The sequence below is a fragment of the Vibrio intestinalis genome, from assembly GCF_025195085.2.
GTDB classification, from domain to species: domain Bacteria; phylum Pseudomonadota; class Gammaproteobacteria; order Enterobacterales; family Vibrionaceae; genus Vibrio; species Vibrio intestinalis.
This window is the reverse complement of record NZ_JANAVY020000026.1, coordinates 1-19,678: the sequence shown is the minus strand read 5'-3', so window position 1 is coordinate 19,678 and position 19,678 is coordinate 1. Positions and strand designations below refer to the sequence as shown.

Annotated in this window: 15 protein-coding genes and 2 pseudogenes; 14 read left to right on the top strand and 3 right to left on the bottom strand. The window is 43.8% G+C overall.

What is annotated here, in order from left to right:
* The first annotated feature begins 220 nt into the window (after positions 1 to 220).
* The 4 genes from MU515_RS19745 to MU515_RS19730 all read left to right on the top strand — a co-directional run bounded on the left by MU515_RS19745 (position 221) and on the right by MU515_RS19730 (position 3,841).
* Positions 221 to 682: a TetR/AcrR family transcriptional regulator gene (locus MU515_RS19745; RefSeq protein WP_260262126.1), complete on the top strand. Its 462-nt coding sequence runs from the start codon at positions 221 to 223 to the stop codon at positions 680 to 682.
* A gap of 162 nt (positions 683 to 844) precedes the next feature.
* The gene (locus tag MU515_RS19740; protein ID WP_260262125.1) at positions 845 to 1,852 is read left to right on the top strand and encodes a response regulator; all 1,008 of its coding nucleotides are present in this window, start codon (positions 845 to 847) and stop codon (positions 1,850 to 1,852) included.
* Complete coding sequence (locus MU515_RS19735; RefSeq protein ID WP_260262124.1) at positions 1,852 to 2,289, top strand: PAS domain-containing protein; 438 nt, start codon at positions 1,852 to 1,854, stop codon at positions 2,287 to 2,289. The genes MU515_RS19740 and MU515_RS19735 overlap by 1 nt, the downstream gene beginning before the upstream one ends.
* 85 nt (positions 2,290 to 2,374) lie before the next feature.
* Positions 2,375 to 3,841, top strand: coding sequence for an NAD(P)H-hydrate dehydratase (locus tag MU515_RS19730; RefSeq protein ID WP_260262123.1), 1,467 nt, complete (start codon positions 2,375 to 2,377; stop codon positions 3,839 to 3,841).
* 1 nt (position 3,842) lies between these two features.
* On the opposite strand, the gene MU515_RS19725 is transcribed toward MU515_RS19730, so the two are convergent.
* Positions 3,843 to 4,397 (bottom strand): outer membrane beta-barrel protein, encoded by a 555-nt coding sequence (locus MU515_RS19725; RefSeq protein WP_260262122.1) that lies wholly within the window; start codon positions 4,395 to 4,397, stop codon positions 3,843 to 3,845.
* Between the two features lie 511 nt (positions 4,398 to 4,908).
* Here MU515_RS19725 and MU515_RS19720 point away from each other — a divergent pair.
* From MU515_RS19720 to MU515_RS19675, 10 genes and pseudogenes are all read left to right on the top strand, one after another.
* On the top strand, positions 4,909 to 5,952 hold the full coding sequence (locus MU515_RS19720; protein ID WP_260262121.1) for a GMP reductase: 1,044 nt from the start codon (positions 4,909 to 4,911) through the stop codon (positions 5,950 to 5,952).
* A gap of 217 nt (positions 5,953 to 6,169) precedes the next feature.
* On the top strand, positions 6,170 to 6,799 hold the full coding sequence (locus tag MU515_RS19715; protein WP_260262120.1) for a DUF1826 domain-containing protein: 630 nt from the start codon (positions 6,170 to 6,172) through the stop codon (positions 6,797 to 6,799).
* 6 nt (positions 6,800 to 6,805) lie between these two features.
* A pseudogene (locus MU515_RS19710) lies at positions 6,806 to 7,265 on the top strand (Fur family transcriptional regulator).
* A 90-nt stretch (positions 7,266 to 7,355) separates the two neighbouring features.
* Complete coding sequence (locus MU515_RS19705; RefSeq protein ID WP_260262118.1) at positions 7,356 to 8,699, top strand: dihydroorotase; 1,344 nt, start codon at positions 7,356 to 7,358, stop codon at positions 8,697 to 8,699.
* 14 nt (positions 8,700 to 8,713) lie between these two features.
* The gene (locus tag MU515_RS19700) at positions 8,714 to 9,718 is read left to right on the top strand and encodes a CobW family GTP-binding protein (RefSeq protein WP_260262117.1); all 1,005 of its coding nucleotides are present in this window, start codon (positions 8,714 to 8,716) and stop codon (positions 9,716 to 9,718) included.
* A gap of 285 nt (positions 9,719 to 10,003) precedes the next feature.
* Positions 10,004 to 12,064, top strand: a complete 2,061-nt coding sequence (tssI, locus tag MU515_RS19695; RefSeq protein ID WP_260262116.1) for a type VI secretion system tip protein TssI/VgrG — start codon at positions 10,004 to 10,006, stop codon at positions 12,062 to 12,064.
* Positions 12,052 to 12,783, top strand: coding sequence for a DUF4123 domain-containing protein (locus MU515_RS19690; RefSeq protein WP_260262115.1), 732 nt, complete (start codon positions 12,052 to 12,054; stop codon positions 12,781 to 12,783). Before tssI ends, MU515_RS19690 begins: the two co-directional genes overlap by 13 nt.
* On the top strand, positions 12,780 to 17,504 hold the full coding sequence (locus tag MU515_RS19685; protein ID WP_260262113.1) for an RHS repeat-associated core domain-containing protein: 4,725 nt from the start codon (positions 12,780 to 12,782) through the stop codon (positions 17,502 to 17,504). Before MU515_RS19690 ends, MU515_RS19685 begins: the two co-directional genes overlap by 4 nt.
* On the top strand, positions 17,504 to 17,773 hold the full coding sequence (locus MU515_RS19680) for a hypothetical protein (RefSeq protein WP_260262112.1): 270 nt from the start codon (positions 17,504 to 17,506) through the stop codon (positions 17,771 to 17,773). The genes MU515_RS19685 and MU515_RS19680 overlap by 1 nt, the downstream gene beginning before the upstream one ends.
* A gap of 174 nt (positions 17,774 to 17,947) precedes the next feature.
* Positions 17,948 to 18,190: a hypothetical protein gene (locus tag MU515_RS19675; RefSeq protein ID WP_260262111.1), complete on the top strand. Its 243-nt coding sequence runs from the start codon at positions 17,948 to 17,950 to the stop codon at positions 18,188 to 18,190.
* Between the two features lie 31 nt (positions 18,191 to 18,221).
* On the opposite strand, the gene MU515_RS19670 is transcribed toward MU515_RS19675, so the two are convergent.
* Together MU515_RS19670 and MU515_RS19665 are read right to left on the bottom strand one after the other, a co-directional pair.
* Positions 18,222 to 19,398, bottom strand: a protein-coding gene (locus tag MU515_RS19670; RefSeq protein WP_260262110.1) for an IS3 family transposase whose coding sequence is annotated in 2 segments (ribosomal slippage) — positions 18,222 to 19,131 and positions 19,130 to 19,398 — 1,179 coding nt in all. Because the reading frame shifts where the segments join, the coding sequence is not laid out codon by codon here.
* A 42-nt stretch (positions 19,399 to 19,440) separates the two neighbouring features.
* A pseudogene (locus tag MU515_RS19665) lies at positions 19,441 to 19,678 on the bottom strand (hypothetical protein); the annotation flags it as partial.

Below are 19,678 nucleotides of genomic sequence, written 5' to 3'. Positions count from 1 at the left end.
CGGTGCGTATGCATTATTTATGAGAATATTGTTGACCAGTTATAATTTGTCGCGTTGTGAGAGTTATCAATGTGATAGGATCCTCACCGTATAAGTAAGAGAACCATGATCCGCTAAGATACAGGGTTATCTAATATAAAGATAAAAGATTCGACAGTTTAACGAGTCTCTACTTTGACTCACATGAGTTAGATGGATTTACAAAGAGAAGAGCCTAAACATGCCAAAGCGTAGTAAAGAAGATACCGAAATTACGATTCAGAAAATAATGGACGCCGTAGTTGATCAGCTACTTCGTCTAGGTTATGACAAAATGTCATACACAACATTGAGCCAACAGACAGGTGTATCAAGAACAGGTATCAGTCACCACTTTCCAAAGAAAACTGATTTTAGTGCAGCACTAGATGGTCGTTTCTTTAAAATGTTCGTTGAACACTTAGACTTTGACTCAGACTTAAAAACATTTTCAGATAGCTGGGTAAAAGCACTAGATAACGAAGAGTTCCTTGCGATTCTGCGTTTGCTTTTCCACCACATTGTGACTTCAGAGAAAGCGAACGAATTCGCAGCAAAAGGCATCGATCGCCTATACAAAGCGGTTGAAGTGAAGTTCGGTGCTGAAAGCGGCAAAGAACTTGAGTGGTTGATTGGTAAGGCATTGATTCGTATGGCAGCTTAACCTTAAGCACCAGCGCAATTTAGTCCCCCTATAGAGAGCCAGTAGTGATTGACTACTGGCTTTTTAGTAGCCAAAAAGAAATAACACGTAACCGTATCTGACCCTATAACTATCTGTTACAATTTGGCTATTCGTAACGACAAAATAGCAGTAGGTAAACCGATGTCTTATCCCGTTTTAATCTGTGATGACTCTGCGCTTGCCCGCAAGCAGATGGCACGTTCTCTACCTGCTACTTTGAATGCCGACATTAGCTTCGCCGTTCATGGTATTGATGCATTAGAGCAACTAGAAAAGAATCAATTCAAAGTGATGTTCCTAGATTTGACCATGCCGGAATTGGATGGTTTTGGAACGTTAGAAGAAATTAAAAAGCGCGGCTTACAAATCAACGTTGTTGTTGTTTCCGGTGATATTCAGCCTAAAGCAAAAGAACGAGTGATGGGGCTGGGCGCGAAAGCGTTTATTCAAAAGCCGATCGACAAAGAGGTCCTAAAGCAAGTTTTACGTGAGCTTGTCGACCCTGCCGATAAAGTTGTTGCTCCTGTGGCAGTGGCTCCGGTTCATATTCCCGCTCTGCGTCGCCGCGATATCTACATGGAAGTCGCGAACGTTTCGATTGGTCGAGCGGCAGATGCGCTGGCCCGTCACTTTGATGTATTTGTTCACTTACCACTACCGAACGTGAATATCTTTGAAGTGAGTGAACTTCACATGGCTCTGCGAGATTTGGCTGACAACGACCAAGTTTCTGGCGTGTGCCAAGGTTTTAGTGGTGAAGGCATCGCAGGCGAGGCGCTGGTTCTTTTAAGTGACTCAAGTGTGGCGGATCTGAAAAAGCTAATGAAAGTTCCGACCGATAGTGAAGAACTGGAAGAGTTAGAGTTATTGATGGATGTATCTAACATTCTTGTCGGCTCTTTCCTTAATGGCTTAGGCCAGCAAGCAGAGGTGCGTTTCTTCCAAAGCTCGCCTGTGTTACTTGGTCAGCACATTTCTATCGATTCAGTTATTCAATCAACATCGGGTTCATTTAAGAAAACCATGACGTTTGAAGTGAGTTACAACATAGACGGAACTGCGATTCGCTGTGACTTACTGTTTATGTTTGTTGATGAATCGCTACCACTGTTAGACAACAAACTTTCATACTTAATGGAGGACTTCTAATGTTAACTCTTCCAGCTGAGTTTGAGCAGTTCCACTGGATGGTGGATATGGTGCAAAACGTTGATCTGGGCCTAGTGGTGCTAGATCGCGACCATAACGTGCAAGTTTGGAACGGCTTTATGACCCACCATAGTGGAATTCAATCTCATGATGCGATTGGTAAATCTATTTTTGAGCTGTTTCCAGAGATACCGCAAGAGTGGTTTAAGCTGAAAACCAAACCAGTCTATGACTTAGGTTGCCGTAGCTTCATTACGTGGCAGCAACGCCCATACCTGTTCAAGTGTCGAAATGTACGCCCTGTGACCCAACAGGCTGACTACATGTACCAAAATATCACCCTTAACCCTATGCGCACACCAACAGGTGAAATTCGCTCGTTGTTCTTGTCTATACAAGATGCAACCGCAGAGGCGCTGGTATCGCAACGCGGATAATGACGGGTTGATCTCAACGTTAAAGGCTAGCTTCGGCTAGCCTTTTCTATATCTAATTCATAGAAAACTAAACGATCACGACGCGATGAACCTACCACAACCATTATATACCGCAGAGCAAGTAAGAAACGGTGAAAAACTCGCCGCCGATGCACTTGGCGTTGCAATGTATCAACTCATGCTTTCAGCAGGGCAAGCGGTGTTTGATGTGCTTACAAGCCATTATCCTACATCCACGCGGATGCTGGTGATTTGCGGGGGTGGTAACAATGGCGGAGATGGTTATGTGGTGGCGAGACTTGCGATAGCAGCGGGCTATTCGGTCAAAGTCTGGTCTTTAAATCCTGTTGAAGAGTTAAAAGGGGATGCACTTAGCGCTTATCAAGCATTTATCGCCGCAGGCGGTGAGGTTAGCGAACAGGATGACTCGTTGTTAGATCAATTCGATCTTGTGGTAGACGCACTGTTGGGCACAGGATTCAAAGGGGAGCTGAGAGAACCCTTTCAGCGTTTGATTAACGCAGTAAACAGCGCGAACTTAAAGGTCATATCCGTTGATATACCTTCTGGGCTTGAGGCCGATACGGGTAAAGTATCAAGCGTTGCAATACGAGCAGAACATACCGTTACGTTTATTGGCGTGAAGCAAGGTTTAATGACTGGCCAAGCGCGCGATTTTGTTGGGCAATTGATTGTTGCGGGCTTAGGTGTTGAGGATACGTTTTCACCGCTGGTGGAGTCTCATACTCAAATGATAGAGCCAGTACGGAAGATGACGCGTAGCGGCAGCGCTCATAAAGGCAGTCATGGTCGAGTGACCTTGATTGGTGGCGGCAAAGGCTTGGGCGGGGCTATTTTACTGGCGTCTAAAGCATGTTTGAGAACGGGGGCAGGATTAACCGCATGTTTAACACACAAGTCGAACGTTACAGCGGGTCTGATCCATAGCCCCGAAGTGATGTTCTCAGCGTGGAGCAAACAAGAGGCTAATCAGCGCTTAACGTGGAGTGATGTCATCGCTCTAGGGCCGGGATTAGGTTTTAGTGACAGCGCTAGGTGGCTTTATCAGCAAGTCTCGCAGATGAGCAACCCTAAAGTGCTCGATGCTGATGCCTTGACGATGTTAGCGCAAGCTCCAACGAAAGATGACAATCGCATTATTACACCTCATCCAGGAGAGGCAGCGCGGCTTTTAAACTGCACTACCGGCCAAGTAGAAGATGACCGTTATCATGCGGTGGCAGCATTGCAACAGCGTTATGGCGGGGTTGTTGTGTTAAAAGGTGCGGGGACATTAGTGTGTGACGGTGTAAAAACTTACGTTTGTGGCGCAGGTAACCCTGGTATGGCGGTTGGTGGTATGGGAGATGTATTAACCGGTGTTGTGGCTGCGTTACTGGCTCAGGGGTTCGGATTGCGACAGGCGGCTTGCTATGGAGTGATGATTCACAGCTTAGCAGCGGATCTCAATGCGAGTCAGTATGGAATGATAGGAATGAGCGCTACCGACGTGACAAGCAGTATAAGAGCCGTGGTCAATAGCGCTGATTGAATTAGAACAAGTAAGCACCGCTGATAGTAAAGGTCGAAATATCCCACACATCATCAGCTGTCTGCTTGTTGTAAGTCACACTTACGTTTAGGTTCTTATCCCACGGCGAAATCATACCGACACCCACTTCAAAATATGGGCTAGTAACGGTGTCTGACTCTTCTTTGAAATCAAAGCTGGCAGTATCCCAGAATTCGGTTTTAATTCTCAAGGAGCTAACACCACCTCTCGCGTGCATACTGACTGGTCCTGCATAGTGCTCAAGTTTCACACCAGCACCGAAACCATCAGCTTCTGCTGAAAAGTCTGGGCTATTCTGCGCCAAGTTCACATTAAGTGAGTTGGCACGGGTGTAGTTCAAATCCAGAGCAAAGAATGGAGTAAGGTAGTAGTTATAACCACCTTGAAAATAAAGACCACTCTGGCTATGTCCATCTTTAGAAAAAGTAGAGATACCAGTATGTCCATATACTGAGTGTTGGCCATTTGCGAAAGCTGTGGTTGAGCACACTGCACAAATGATCCCAGTTAACAGCGCATTGTTAATTGTTTTCATAGATACCAATACCTATTAGGTTAATTTGAAAGCAGCATAGCATACGTTCGGGATGGTGTTCTATATAAAATAAGGGTCTTCTTCACAAAATGCGGACAAGGATGTATTCAGCGCTTTGTAAAACAGAGGTGTACATTTAGTGATTCGAGTCATAAATCGACGAACAACGGCGTGGTTCGCTACTACATCAAAAGGACTAGGTTGAATGCCTGGCGCAAACCTTTGCGCAATCGTGCTGCTTTTGTGTTGAATAAGTTTTTGAATTATAAAGACTATTAAGAAAAAGTGTTGAATTGAAAGGAATTTGATTTGCAAGAAGTCGAAACTGTAGCATAAAAAAAAGTGAATTATCAGTCTTGCCAGAAAGAAATCACAGCCTATAATGCTGAAAACCGGAGCGTCTGCCAACGCTCCGGTTTTTTTGTGTCCGAAGAATAGTAATAACGTCTGCCAACGTGATTACAACGCACTCTGATGTGACACATAGCTATATGAATCAAGGAATTACACAATGCGTATCGAACAAGAACTTAAGTTAGGCTTTAAAGATGTACTGTTTCGCCCTAAGCGTTCAACACTAAAAAGTCGTTCTCAAGTAAATTTAACCCGCGATTTTACCTTCAAGCATAGTGGCCGTCAATGGTCCGGCGTGCCTGTTATTGCGGCGAATATGGATTCAGTGGGTAGCTTTGCAATGGCTAAGGCGCTTGCTGAGCATGGTGTGATGACTGCTGTCCACAAACACTACACCGTTGAAGATTGGGCTGAGTTTGTAAAAGGCGCGGATAAAGCAACGTTGAACAACGTGATGGTTTCAACGGGTACATCAGATGCAGACTTCCAAAAGACCAAAGACATCATGGCGCTTAGCGACGAGCTGATTTTCATTTGCGTCGATATTGCTAACGGTTACTCAGAGCACCTCGTGGAATACGTAGGAAAAGTGCGCGCGGCTTTCCCAGATAAAGTTATCTCAGCGGGTAACGTTGTAACAGGTGATATGTGTGAAGAGCTGATCCTAGCGGGTGCAGACATTGTTAAAGTTGGTATTGGCCCAGGCTCTGTTTGTACAACTCGCGTGAAGACTGGTGTAGGTTACCCTCAACTGTCTGCAATCATCGAGTGTGGTGATGCTGCGCACGGTCTAGGTGGTGTGATCATCGGTGATGGCGGCTGTTCATGTGCGGGCGATGTTGCTAAAGCATTTGGCGGCGGCGCTGATTTCGTAATGCTAGGCGGTATGCTAGCTGGTCACGAAGAGTCAGGCGGTGAAGTGATTGAGCAAGATGGCAAAACATTCATGAAGTTCTACGGCATGTCTAGTCAGTCTGCTATGGACAAGCACTCAGGTGGTGTAGCTAAGTACCGCGCCGCAGAAGGTAAAACGGTGTTACTTCCATTCCGTGGCAGCGTTCATGGCACTATTTCTGACATCCTTGGCGGTGTACGTTCAACGTGTACCTACGTAGGTGCAGCAAAGCTTAAAGAGCTAACTAAGCGTACGACTTTCATCCGCGTACAAGAGCAAGAGAACAACGTATTCGGTAAAGAATAACGTTTAAAACTGTTGTTTGAAATTGAAGAGAAGAGCCGCTTTAAGCGGCTCTTTTTTTATTCCTACTTTGGGCTAAATTTGTTGGTTCTCGGTCTAGATTGACTCTCATTAATGTATAGCGGTAGTAAGATTGATGGTTATGTTATAACATAACTATTAATTAAGGCGTGATGATACGTGCCATTCTACCTAAGCTGACATGAGAGGGATTGCATTTATGAGTTTCAGCCAAAGTATAGAAAAGGAAGTTGTTGAAGCAAGCTTTCCTCGAGCTGAGGAAAACAAAGCGTCTGTTTTATCTGAGATATATAAACCTGAGCATAATATTGCTATTTGGCAGAGAGAGTTACCTGGCGAGCTAGTAAAAGGCATAGAACAAATGGTTGAAGCTAATCATCAGCTTGCCGTTGTTAGTATTGTTACGCCCGATGATGCTGCAGAGGTGGTAAGCCGAAAACTTGGTGAACATTCTTGTACCGCTACGTTAAGTGAAGATATTGCCCTTATCGTTGATATGTTCTGCTGTTTATTCAATGTGAAAGAGGTTGGTTTACGGTTGACGGCCTTAGATAAACCTATGTGTCCGAGCTTTCATGTGGATCAAGTACCAGTAAGGCTGGTTACCACATACATTGGGCAAGCGACGCAGTGGCTAGAGAATCAAGATGTTGATCGTTCCACCCTAACGGAGAAAAGTGGTGCGCTTATCCAGCAACTAACGTCTGGAGATGTTGCGCTACTTAAAGGCGGCGGTTGGGAAGGTAATGAGGACAACGCGCTAGTTCATCGCTCTCCGCAGATAGTGAGTAATGAGCGTAGGCTGCTACTGACTTTGGATATGGTCTAAATGGTAATGCAAAAGTTTGATGCCATTATTGCCCATGTGGAGAAGCGCTGTGAGGCCAGAGGCCAGAGGCAAAAGGCTTACTCCTCAGCGCAAGTTGGTTCTTCGGGCTTTAGTACAAGCGAACAAAGCGTTGTCGGCGTATGAGCTTTCAGATTACTGTGACAAACACTTTGCTGAGCGTATTCAGGCTATGTCAGTGTACAGAATTCTAGATTTTCTCGAAGAAGAACACCTAGCTCATAAGCTGAATGTATCTAACAAATATGTGGTGTGCTCCCATATTCTTGATGGCCATGAACATGGTATCCCGCAATTTCTCATCTGCTCAAAATGCAACAAAATCAGTGAACGAATCATCGACCCGACCACGATAACGGATCTGCAATTGCACGCCCAACAAGCCGGATTTAACGTGGTTAGCCCTCAGTTTGAAATTAATTGTGTTTGTAACCAGTGTGCCGATTGAAGTGGATAGCGTTTGTTTAGCTACCATTCTCACCGAGTAGATTAATTTCATATTAACTAGCTTTAGTCATAAAGGAGACCAAGAACAGCTATGTCTGCAACACTTATTAAAAATGCCCAAGTGGTGAACGAAGGAACCGTCACCAACACTGATTTACGAATTGTTAATCAAAGAATTGCAACCATAGCAACTACCATCGAGGCAACTGAAAATGACACGATAATTGATGCCAAAGGTGGCTATCTTCTACCCGGAATGATTGATGAACAAGTCCACTTTCGTGAGCCGGGTTTGACTCACAAAGGGTCAATTCGCACTGAATCTCGCGCTGCTGTCGCTGGGGGGATTACCAGCTACATGGAAATGCCGAATGTGGCTCCAGCAACTACCACAATTGAAGCGCTAGAGAACAAGTTTGATATTGCTAGTGAGAGCTCTTATGCAAATTACTCGTTTTATTTAGGGGCAACCGAAGACAACCTTGAGCAGATAAAGCAACTTGACCCAACGAAACATTGTGGGGTGAAGGTCTTTATGGGGGCATCGACGGGGGACTTACTTGTCGAAAAGCCACAGGCATTAGAGGCGATTTTCAAGTACTCGCCAGTATTGATTGTGACCCACTGTGAAAGTGGCGCTGTGATTGCCGAGAACACGAAAAAGTTAAAACAAGAGAAGTTAGAGTTCACCATCGATGACCACCCAGTTTTGCGAGACGATCAAGCATGTTATGCCTCTTCTTCATACGCGGTGAGGCTGGCAAAAAAATACAATAGCCAATTGCATGTTTTGCATATCACTACGGCCAAAGAACTTGAATTATTTGAGGCCGGAGCAATTGAAGGTAAAAACATTACCGCTGAGGCGTGTGTACATCATTTGTGGTTTAGTAATAGAGATTACTCAGCTTTAGGAAGCTTAATTAAATGTAACCCAGCAATTAAATACTCAAGTGATCGCGAAGCCTTGCTCAATGCTCTAAATACAGGGCAAATCGATATCATTGCTACTGACCACGCACCGCACACATGGCAAGAAAAACAGGTGCCTTATAGTGACGCTCCAGCTGGCTTACCTTTAGTTCAGCATGCTCTGCTTAGTTTGATTGATCAAGTGAGTCTTGGACACATGACTATCGAGCAAGTGGTGGAGAAAACCGCACATAACCCAGCGGTTCGTTATGGGATCGATCAGCGTGGTTTCATTCGAGAAGGCTATTACGCAGATTTGGTATTAGTTGACCGCGAGTCCGTGACGGAAGTGACCCATGATAACTGCTTATATCATTGTGGTTGGTCGCCGTTTGTTGGCCATCAGTTCTGTGCAAAAATCGAAAAAACGTGGGTCAATGGTCGCTTAGTTTATGCGAACCAAAGCGTTATTGATGAGCCAACGTCAGCAATGCGTTTGTCATTTAAGCCGCGCAGTAAGTGATAGGAGCAAGCAAGATGAGTTTAAGCAAACCTCCTATTTTAGCGGTTCCGACTAACATTATTACCGGTTTTCTTGGTGTAGGTAAAACCACCGCCATCCTTAACCTTATGGCGAACAAACCAGACAACGAACGCTGGGCTGTACTCGTGAACGAGTTTGGTGAGATCGGTGTGGATGGTAGCTTGGTCAAGGGACAGCAAGGTAACGGTCAACAGGTGTTTATACGTGAAGTCCCAGGTGGTTGTATGTGTTGTTCTGCTGGCTTGCCTATGCAAATTGCGCTCAATCAATTGCTGAATGAGGCTAAGCCAGATCGCTTATTGATAGAACCTACGGGGTTAGGCCACCCTAAAGAAGTGCTCCAAGTCCTCTCAACCGAACATTACCGACAAGTGCTTTCATTACAAAAGAACATAACCTTAGTTGATGCGCGTAAATTAGAACATGCTCGTTATAGCCAGCATGAGACCTTCAATCAGCAAATTGCGATTGCCGATACCGTTGTCGGTAATAAGGCTGATTTGTATCAAGAAGGCGATGTGCAAAAACTGATCGATTATGTGGAAAGCGTCGCAGGCTCTAATACAAGGGTCATTATGGCTGAACATGGCGTTTTCCCGTTTGCAGAACTGCAAGGGCAGAGTTATAAACCAGAGAAGTTGGCTCATCATCACCATCATCATGGTCATAGCAAGACATTGGCTTCTGAAATGCCGATGCCAGCTTCTGGCATGATTAAAGCCATGAACAAAGGTGAAGGATTTAAAAGTGTGGGTTGGCGATTCTCGCCCGAGAAAGTATTCACCCGCAACAAACTGATTCCTTTGCTAGTGGAACTGGATGTTGAGCGAATGAAAGCCGTGTTTATTACCGAAAGCGGCATATTTGGCTATAACTTAACGCCTGATGGTTTAACAGAACACGAGCTTGATGATAGTGTTGAAAGTCGAGTTGAACTTATCGCTGCAAATATTGATGAGGCTTTTGAAGCTCAGCTCTTGAGTTGTTTACACTCGTAAAATGCTTATGAATTTTGGGTACGAATATCTATATTGAAATACGATGTGTTGTGTTTTTTGTATTGTGCCTATGAACAATAATATTCCCGTTAAAACTTGGCTGAGTCTCGCTGAACAATTTTAGTTGGGGTTATAAAGTTTGCTCTAACAAGCAACTAATTGTTTTAGCGGGCAATTAGTTGCTCGTTATAGTGATTTGTTATTTTAAGTTATTGATATTTAGGTGATAAAACTTGGCGTTATTCTTGCGCTAAAGCCTTCTGGATAAGGTTAAGAGGCCCAGGGATGACACCACTAAATTTTGATGTTCTAGTTGATGGTATGGAAGAAGGTGAGTTGCTGCTCACCAAATACCATGGCTTCGAGTCAATGTCGCAAGTTGCTTTGAACGGCAATGAACAATGCAATGGCTTTCGATTTGAACTAGAGCTTGCAAGCCGTATTAGTACGATCACCGCTGATCATGTTGTTGATAAGAACGTGACTATCAAAATCATCAGAGCGGGGCAAGACGCTCAAGTGATTCATGGTGTGGTAAAAAGCTTTACTCGCAAAGACACGGGGCATCATCATACTTTTTATTCCATGCTCGTGGTGCCAGCCTTAGAAAGACTCTCTTTAAGACAAAATAGCCGCATCTTCCAGCAGCAATCCGTTCCAGAAATCCTCTCAATTCTATTGCAAGAAATGGCAATAGAAGATTACGCATTCGCACTAAACGGTCAATTTGAAAAACGAGAGTTCTGCGTTCAGTATCGAGAAACTGATTTAGAGTTCTTCCATCGCTTAGCGGCCGAGGAAGGATTGGTATATAGCTTCTTACATGAAGAAGCTAAGCATACGCTATACATTAGCGACTCTTCTGATCAACTGCCTGCTTTTGCTATGCCAGTGCCATACAACGCAATGAGCGGTGGTATGGTCGATGAACCTTATGTTAATTACTTCAAACTCACCTCTGAAGCTGCACCTAGCCAAACTTCTCTGAAAGACTACAGTTTTAAAAAGCCAGCCTTTAGTTTTCAACAGCAAGAGATGGCGACCCAAGCAGAATATCAGTTAACCGATAAGTATGAACACTTCGACTTCCCAGGCCGCTTTAAGCAAGACGGTGTTGGTAAAAAGTTTAACCTAACGCGCTTGAATGCGTTGCGTCGTTCGGCGATTAGTGCGGAGCTAAAAAGCAACCACCCAAGTATCCGTGCTGGTTACAAGTTCGATTTAATGGAACACAGTAATGTGGAGTTGAATCGAGATTGGGTAATCGTACTGGCTTCACACCAAGGTGAGCAACCGCAAGCGCTTGAAGAAGATGGGGGAGAAGGTGCGACTACTTACGCAAACCAGTTTACTGTTATCCCTGCGGATACTAATTGGCAGGCTCCGATATGTGCAAAACCACAAGTCGATGGCCCGACAGTCGCTATTGTCGTTGGTCCAGCAGGCGAAGAAATCTTCTGTGATGAACATGGCCGAGTAAAACTGCATTTCCCTTGGGATCGCTATTCAAATAGTGATGAGCAAAGCTCTTGTTGGGTTCGAGTGTCTCACGATTGGGCTGGTAGTCAGTATGGCTTAGTCACTTTGCCCCGCATTGGCCAAGAAGTGATTGTGGACTTCTTAAATGGCGACCCTGATCAGCCAGTGATAATTGGTAGAACGTTCCACGCATCAAATACACCGCCATACCCGTTACCAGCCAACAAAACTAAGACTGTTCTACGAAGCGAAAGCCACCAAGGCCAAGGCTACAACGAGTTGAGCTTTGAAGACCAAGCCGAGAGCGAAAAAATATACCTCCACGCTCAAAAAGATCTCAATGCAGAAATCAAAAATGATGCAACCGCACATATTAAACACGATAAACATTTAACCATCGACAACGATCAGTTTAGTGAGGTCGTTAATCAGAACAACTTAACGGTTGAAGGTGAGTGTCGCCTGAAAGTCGTGGGTGACAAGATAGAGTTCCTTGATAGCAATTTATACCAAAAATCAGGTAAGCGATTTGCTTTAGATGCTGCCAATGCCATTCACTGCAAAGCGGGAAGTAAAGTCGTCATCGAAGCCGGTAGCGAAATTACGCTTAAAGCTGGTGGCAGTTTTGTCAAAGTAGATGGCGCAGGTGTTCATGTTTCAGGCGCTAAGGTCAATATGAACTCTGGTGGTGGCAAAGGCAGTGGCCAAGGCTTTAGTGGTCAAGCTGCTCTTAAACCGGGTCAACTTGAAGCTGCGCCACCACTTCCAAATCCTGTTTTAAGCCCTGCGCAAGTTGCAACGATGAGTGCGGCTGCTCCTTTCTGTGAAGAGTGCGAAGCGTGTAAGGATGGCGAATGTTCTGCGTAAAACAGTCACTCGATGAGCAAGATAACTGGTTCGTCATTTTTAATAAAACCAGTGAATCAAATAGCTTAGCTGAGTACTACCGCTTAGGTGGTGAAGACGCTTTACCCATTTGGAGTGGTACGCCTTACGAAGATTGGCAAGAAGTTATGCCATATATTGCAGCATTGGATAGAGACTCAGGCTTTGTGGAGTGGGCTATCAATGAAGCTGAAGAAGACTGGGGGATGTTTGTTGCCTCCAATGCCGAGATAGAGGAAGTGTGTGACCATCTACGCGGTCTCACTCAAGTATGGCTTTCTTCAAGCAACTATGCGTTTTTCCGCTTCTTTGACCCTAGGTCTTCCATCGATATCGCCAACTTCTGTAACGAACAACAGCGCGCAGAGCTTATGGGGCCATGTACGTCATGGCTGAGCACCCAATCCCACTCTCTCAATCAAGAAGTCATTAAATACAGGCCAGAACGCGAGTTTCCATGGTGGCAGGTGCCTGAGGAAGTAAAAGAGAAGCTTGCTGAGGATACTACGGTACTTGTGAATAATGTAATTCAATCGCTTAAAGAATTACGTCCAGGTTTAGCTGGGTGTTATTCAGATATGGTTTTACTTCGAAAAACGGAGCGTTTTTGTCAGCGATATAAAGGCGTTGAGAGGGAAGTTTTGTTGAGTTTTGTCAATCTTCTAGAGAAAGAGCAGACCATGTTAGGAACAGTCAAATGAGTGAAAAAGACCCGTTTTTTAATTACATCGATCAACAGATTGAGCACTTCCCTAAACTATTGACGACTTATCATGAATCAACGCGAAATCTATTTTTCCGAGCCGCTGATACGGCAACAGAAGCCATGGATGTACCATCGTTACTTTCTATGGATAAGACGTTGAAAGTTAATGGGCTAAGTAAGTCAGTAGGTAAGGACGACGAAAATTATGATGTTACGGCCGTTTGTCCGCAAAGCGGTGAACTAAACATTGTCAGTGTTTTTCAGTCTATTTATCACGTTCCATTGGGCGCAATAGAAGTCATCGTGGAAGCAAAAGACGGTTCCTACTCAAAACCTGTCACTTTAGATCAGAAAGGTGAGGCTACCGTCACCGGATTGGAGCCGGGAAAATCTTATCTAATTAACGTGAACCATGAGCCGACAGAAAGTGAACTTGACGCCCTGTTCTCAAATTATGATGCCATGGGACGTGATATTGTCTCATGGTTGGAAGGAAAATGGGTTGGCTTTAAACCACAGTGGAACACCATATTTCAGCAAACAGGCGCAGATAAGGTGCTCGAGACTATAGCGCACTTTGGTGAAGGGCTGTGGGATGGAATTAAGCAATTTTGGCAGGGTATTGTCGAAATATACAACATCTTAAAAGACCCAGAAAAAGCCATGAGCGGCTTGTTTGAAGGGGCTGACAAAATAATCGCAGCGATCAAAAAAGCGGCTGAAGATTCACCATCAACATTGGAAAAGGCCTATCTCTTTGCGACTGATGAGGCGGCGGCGTGGTTAGTGACTAACGCTATTTTAACTTACCTTTCAATGATCCCCGCCCAAACAGTCATGAACGATCTGGTGAAAATGGGCGGTACCGTCGTTGTCGACATAATACTAGGAATCATCGGTGGCATCATCTTAGCGTTCATAGCTGGGCCACAGTCGGGAATCGCCTTCTTATTGTATCGCGCGGCAAAAACAGCGGGCAATGCGATAAAAGCAATCATCACGCCTATCATCACCTTCTTTAAAGAGATATTTTCGTTTGTTGAGACCTTAATTAACAAGGCGTCCGATCAATACAAACGCATCGCGGTAAACAACGTGGGTGGGGGGCAATATCATAACGGTGTGGTGAAATTGACCACTGACAATAAACGTAATAGTCAACTAGTAGACAACAATACCACTCCTGACTCAAGTAAATCATCAACCAACGATAACGCCCAAGCGGTACAAGACACAAAAGACACCAAAACCAACGAAGACCCTATTTCCATGGTGACCGGAGAGGAGCTGCTCTCTATAACAGACGGTCACCTACCCGGATTGATCGCATTTGACTGGCAAAGATTTTATCGGACTAGCTCTGTCGATCGGAAAAGTGAGTTAGGCTATGGCTGGTCTCACGCTCTATCTCATTCTTTAACGATTACCAATGACTCTGTCATCTGGCAAGATCAAGAGAATAAAACAACGACATTTCCTAAGCCATCCAAAGTAAAGCCAATTATTACGAACACTTTGGCGAAATCGGCCATTTATCTTAGTGAAAACAGCGAAATTGTAATTCAAGATACTAATGGTCATTTTTACTACTTTGATGTTTTAGGTGAAGTTGGTCAGCTTAAGCGTGTTGAAGACAAATATGGGCATAAGTACACGCTAGAGAGAAACAAGTTTACTCAAGTTATTGAGTCTGTGACATCTCAATCTGGATTACGATTTAAGTTTAGCTATGCAGGGGAGCTAATTCGTAAAGTTGACTTATATCATCATAAGGAGGTCGATGGTGCCAAGCAATGGGTGTTCATACATACTCAAGCGACCTATGAATATAATGCTTCTCAACAATTGATACGAGCAACGAATGCTAATGGAGATTCAGAAACCTACACTTATGACCAACACAACGTTATTCAGTCTCGTCAGCTTGCAGGAGGAGTCGTTTTCTCTTGGGAATGGCAAGGTGAAGCTAAACAAGCCAGAGCTATTAGGCAATTCGACAGCTTAGGTAATGTCGATACTTCCTATGAGTGGGATGATGAATCTCATACCGTTGTTGTCAAAAACAACAATGGAACAGAGCAAATTTATCAGCATGATGAGAATGCTCGTTTAATCAAAGAGGTGGATGCTAGCGGTGGTGAATACCATAACAAGTATGATCTAAAAGGACGCCTAGTTGAAGAAACTGATGCCGTGGGTAATTCGACCTCATTTTTGTATGACGACAACGGCGATTTGCTTCAGCAAATCTCTCCCTCTGGTCTTGTTACTAATTTTAGTTATATCAAAGGGCATATATTCAAAGTCAGTCAAGGCAAAGCAACGTGGCAGTACTCACGAGATAAACATGGCAATGTATTGTTGCAGACAGACCCTCTGGGTAATCAAACTCACTATTCTTACAACTCTCATGGTCTCATCGAGCAGATACAATACCCCGATGGTTCTATACACAAATTATCTTGGAACAAGAACGGCGAATTAATTGAAGAGCAGACAGCGGCGGGAGAGCTTAAGCGTTATCGATACGACATTTTAGGTCGTTTGCGATATAGACAAGATAGTCTTGGTATTACTGAGTATCATTTTGACAAGCTAGATAGGTTGACCAAAATGGTCTGCCCAGGTGGCAAAACTCGTCTTTACGAATACAACGCTTACAATAAAGTCACTAAGTTCACGGATGAGCAAGGACGCACCACAGAGTATCAATTTGAGTTGCCTTACCATCAAGTCGGAAAAGTCGTTCAGCCAGATGGTAGCTCGATTAATTATAAGTATGACTCTGCTTTTAACTTTGTTAGTGAAATTACTAATGAATCGGGTGACGTTTACCAAATCGAATATGCGCCGACAGGACACGTTCAAAAAGAAATTACTTTTGATGGTCGGGAATTTGATTATGAGTATGATGCGCATACTCAGCTCATCGCTAAGACTGAAAAAGGCCTAGAAGGAAATGAGTTAACCACACAATACCAATACGATAGCTTAGGGAATTTAAGCGCCAAAACGTTACCTGATGGGCAAACCATTTCCTATAAATATGATGCTCATGGCCGATTGTGTGAAGTGGATGATGGTCACTGGCCTCTCGCGTACAAATACGATCTTTTAGGCCGCTTAGTTGAGGAGCACCAGAGCTGGGCCACATTAGGTTATCAGTATGATGCTATAGGTAATCTAACGGGAATGCTGCTACCTGACGGTCAACTGGTCACGCAGGCGTACCATCATGGACTATTGTCTGAAGTTGCATTGAACGGTGAACTGCTGACTCAGCATCAGTATCTAAATAATGGCTTAGAGGCAACGAGAAAGTCGGGTAACTTAAGTACATCGTTCTTGTATGATGAACTGGGGCGTTTAACAGAGCAGTCAACCTTTCAAAACAACAAACGGACATTCGCACGTAATTACAGTTACACAGATAGCGGCAACCTCGCCCAAGTCGATGACTTAATCCGCGGTACTAAAGAATATCACTATGACCCACTAGATAGACTGACTATAGTTCGGGGTGATATTGAAGAGCAGTTCATCCATGATCCAGCAGGCTCTTTGTTAAGAGACAAAAATGCCTTGTCTCGACAGAACCAAATCTTAATTCAAGGTGATCGTCATTACGCTTATGATGAGTTTGGTAATCTAGCGAGAGAATCTCGAGGTAAGAACCAAGCGATCACTTCTCACTTTGAATATGATTCTAGCCATCGTTTAGAGAAAATCTCTAAAAGTGACGGAAGCGAAGCTCATTACAAGTATGATGCGTTTGGGCGCCGCATTGAAAAGTCGGTCGTAGATAATAATGGCGTAGAAACGAAAACAGAGTTTTTGTGGTTTGGGGACAAGCTGCTCAGTGAGATCTGCGGTGAAGATTATAAGACGTACTTGTATGAGCCTGACACATTCAAACCATTAGCTCTTATTCAAGGGGAAGGTCCACAAGATTCTGAGGTTTATTATTATCAGCTCGATCACCTTGGAACACCATTAGAATTACGTGATGGCAATGGTGCGATAGCATGGCAGGTTGAATACAAAGCTTATGGTAATCTTGCGCGTAAATATGTCTCTCAGATAGAAAGCCCACTAAGGTTCCAAGGCCAATACTATGATGAAGAGTCAGGCTTACACTACAATCGACACAGATACTATAATCCCGATTCTGGAAGCTTTATCACCCCCGACCCAATAGGGCTTGCAGGCGGGTTAAATAACTATCAATATGCAGTGAATCCGACTGGGTGGATTGACCCGCTGGGGTTGAAGCAGGTTGAGAAAAAAGGTATTGAAGATGATACTGAAACTATTTATGGCCCTGACTTTCAAAAAATATTATCTGATTTGCGTGGTAAAAACTTTGCTACACCACATGATGGATCGGTTTTTTGGACAGGGTATCAGCAAGGAAATCAACAAGCAGCGATGAAGTGGGCGAAGGCGAATGGAAAGTCTACTATTGAAATGACTCCTGGTGGGAAGTGGCTTGAGGGGTTAGATTTATATGGACCAAACTCGCCAGTAAGTGTCGAAGAAGCCGATAATTTATGGAGAGCCGCTTCGGCACAATTTGCGCGCGGTGCATCAGGAGAAGTTAACGCGTTTAAGTCGGGAACGGTTTTTGACAGAACTCGTGTATTTTATGGACTGGAGATTAAGAATCTCGCTAAAAACCCCAATGTTTCTCTACCAATAAAATATCAAGGTGATTAATGTTAAAGTTTATTAATAAACAAGGTGTGGTATCGGCAGACGGCTGGGGTTTTCAACGAATAAACCGTTTTCACTATCATTATATTGAAGGGTTATATACTGCAGAACTTTTGGTTGAGAATAATCGAGTTTCTATTAGAAGGCAGTTATCTTGGTTGCCTCCAAATCAGGGTGAGAAAATCTCAATAGAAAAATTTGAGGAAATACTTTCAAGAGTTCAATTCGCTCTACGGTTTATGAACTTAAAGTATGAGTTAACGATTTATTGAACTAAGTAATTATAAAGACCCTGTAAATAATTCTGTGTAACTGTCAGGAAGCCTGGAACTGATTTTATTGCTAGACCAGCCCCCCAGTCGGCTCAAGTCCGGGAGGAGGTATTGAAGTTGTAGTCCCAGAGGGAGGAGTCATTATGAGGTCTTTTAATTATGGAGTGCCAATTGATGAGTGATAATTATGACCATTATGAAGAAGCGGAAAAACTGATTTCTCTATTGGAAGGTTGTCAAATGGAATCAACTGCAATTGCGCTTAGAAGGTGTTTGGACGAAGGTAGCACCGGAACTGAAATTTTTATGAGTTTACATTGGAATCTTGGAAAATTACTAAACGAAGAGCAGTGTCCCTCCAATGTATTTATTTCAGCAAATAAATTATGGAAAGAGCTAGATACGTCTCTAAAATAAATTTTGAGCAAGTGATGTGAAGTTGTAGTGGTCAACTAAAATTGGCCACGGTTTTAGAGTTTTCCCAATATAATCGTTCTGACTCATTGGGCGTTAGACCACCGTTATACTGATGTGGCCTGAGTTGGCAGTAATATCCAATGATGTAGCGAGTGATCTCTTGTTGAGCCTCTGCAAAGCTACGATAACCCACCGTTGGCACCCATTCCGTTTTCAGACTTCTAAAGAAACGCTCCGTCGGCGCATTATCCCAACAATTTCCTCGCCGCGATAAACTCTGCTTTATTTGAAAACGCCACAGTAACTGGCGGTATTTACGACTGGTATAGTGACTACCTTGATCGCTGTGGAACATGACACCTTTAGGCTTACCACGAAACTCATAAGCCATCGAAAGAGCTTTGCCTGTTAGCCTAGAATCAGGTGATAACGACATCGACCAACCAATCACTTTGCGGGCAAAAAGATCGATAACAACCGCTAAATACATCCACCGATTACCTGTCCATATATACGTAACATCGCCAGCCCAGACTTCATTTGGCGCAGTAACCGCAAACTGACGACCTAAGTGATTTGGAATTTCAATGTGTTCTTGTGAAGCCTTTCTGTAACGATGCTTTGGTTCTTGGCAACTCACTAAACCAAGAGTTTTCATAAGCTTTGTTGCTCGGTATCGGCTCAGCTTTACGCCCTGGTTTATGACTATATCGGCAATGGTTCTCGCTCCCGCTGAGCCATTGCTTGCGGCGTGAGCCTCGCTCACCAAGCTGCGAAGTTTTACTACTTCAGCATTGATTACCGTTGGGCGTTTATACCAATAGTTATAACTGCTTCGATGAACATTGAAGACTTCGCATAATGTTTTTATGCTGTAGCTCTGCTTGAGTTTCTTGATTATCAATAATTGTTCAATGAGTCCGACATCAACAGAGCTGTGGCTTTTTTAGTATTTCATTATGCTCTTCAAGACGAGCCAACTTCTTTTTCAATTCTCGAATTTCTATTTGCTCAGGGGTCATAGGTGAAGCTTTCGGTGCTTTCCCTTGACGCTCTTCTCTTAACTGGCGCACCCATTTATCCATCGTAGATTTGCCCACATTCATAGCTTGGGCAGCTTCAGTTACTGAGTAGTTTTGCTCTAGGACTAGCTGCGCTGCTTCTAACTTAAATTCTGCGCTAAATAGTCGTCTTGTACGTTTCGTCATAATGTCACCTGTTAACTTATGAGGTGATGATATCACCTCTAACTAAGTGACCAAATTCACTATGCCACTACAATCTTCTCTTCGAGGAGGTAGGATAAACATGGATACTTGCTCTAGTAATACTTCATAGTGTTTAGGGAGCTTTCCTGGGCTTGTTAAAGGCAACGCTGCAAAGTATTGAGTCACAGCCATAGCACTACTCGTAAAGCTCAATTGATTTGGCAAGACGCTGTCTAACCTACTTGCCGCTTTTGTCATAACCTGCCTGATAAGGTTATAG

What these genes read in the sequence shown, in the direction of transcription:
- MU515_RS19700 (WP_260262117.1), top strand. Translation starts at nt 8,714, where the DNA reads ATGAGTTTAAGCAAACCTCCTATTTTAGCGGTTCCGACTAACATTATT.
- MU515_RS19730 (WP_260262123.1), top strand. Translation starts at nt 2,375, where the DNA reads ATGAACCTACCACAACCATTATATACCGCAGAGCAAGTAAGAAACGGT.
- tssI (WP_260262116.1), top strand. Translation starts at nt 10,004, where the DNA reads ATGACACCACTAAATTTTGATGTTCTAGTTGATGGTATGGAAGAAGGT.
- MU515_RS19725 (WP_260262122.1), bottom strand. Translation starts at nt 4,397, where the DNA reads ATGAAAACAATTAACAATGCGCTGTTAACTGGGATCATTTGTGCAGTG.
- MU515_RS19680 (WP_260262112.1), top strand. Translation starts at nt 17,504, where the DNA reads ATGTTAAAGTTTATTAATAAACAAGGTGTGGTATCGGCAGACGGCTGG.
- MU515_RS19720 (WP_260262121.1), top strand. Translation starts at nt 4,909, where the DNA reads ATGCGTATCGAACAAGAACTTAAGTTAGGCTTTAAAGATGTACTGTTT.
- MU515_RS19705 (WP_260262118.1), top strand. Translation starts at nt 7,356, where the DNA reads ATGTCTGCAACACTTATTAAAAATGCCCAAGTGGTGAACGAAGGAACC.
- MU515_RS19715 (WP_260262120.1), top strand. Translation starts at nt 6,170, where the DNA reads ATGAGTTTCAGCCAAAGTATAGAAAAGGAAGTTGTTGAAGCAAGCTTT.
- MU515_RS19735 (WP_260262124.1), top strand. Translation starts at nt 1,852, where the DNA reads ATGTTAACTCTTCCAGCTGAGTTTGAGCAGTTCCACTGGATGGTGGAT.
- MU515_RS19685 (WP_260262113.1), top strand. Translation starts at nt 12,780, where the DNA reads ATGAGTGAAAAAGACCCGTTTTTTAATTACATCGATCAACAGATTGAG.
- MU515_RS19740 (WP_260262125.1), top strand. Translation starts at nt 845, where the DNA reads ATGTCTTATCCCGTTTTAATCTGTGATGACTCTGCGCTTGCCCGCAAG.
- MU515_RS19690 (WP_260262115.1), top strand. Translation starts at nt 12,052, where the DNA reads ATGTTCTGCGTAAAACAGTCACTCGATGAGCAAGATAACTGGTTCGTC.
- MU515_RS19745 (WP_260262126.1), top strand. Translation starts at nt 221, where the DNA reads ATGCCAAAGCGTAGTAAAGAAGATACCGAAATTACGATTCAGAAAATA.
- MU515_RS19675 (WP_260262111.1), top strand. Translation starts at nt 17,948, where the DNA reads ATGAGTGATAATTATGACCATTATGAAGAAGCGGAAAAACTGATTTCT.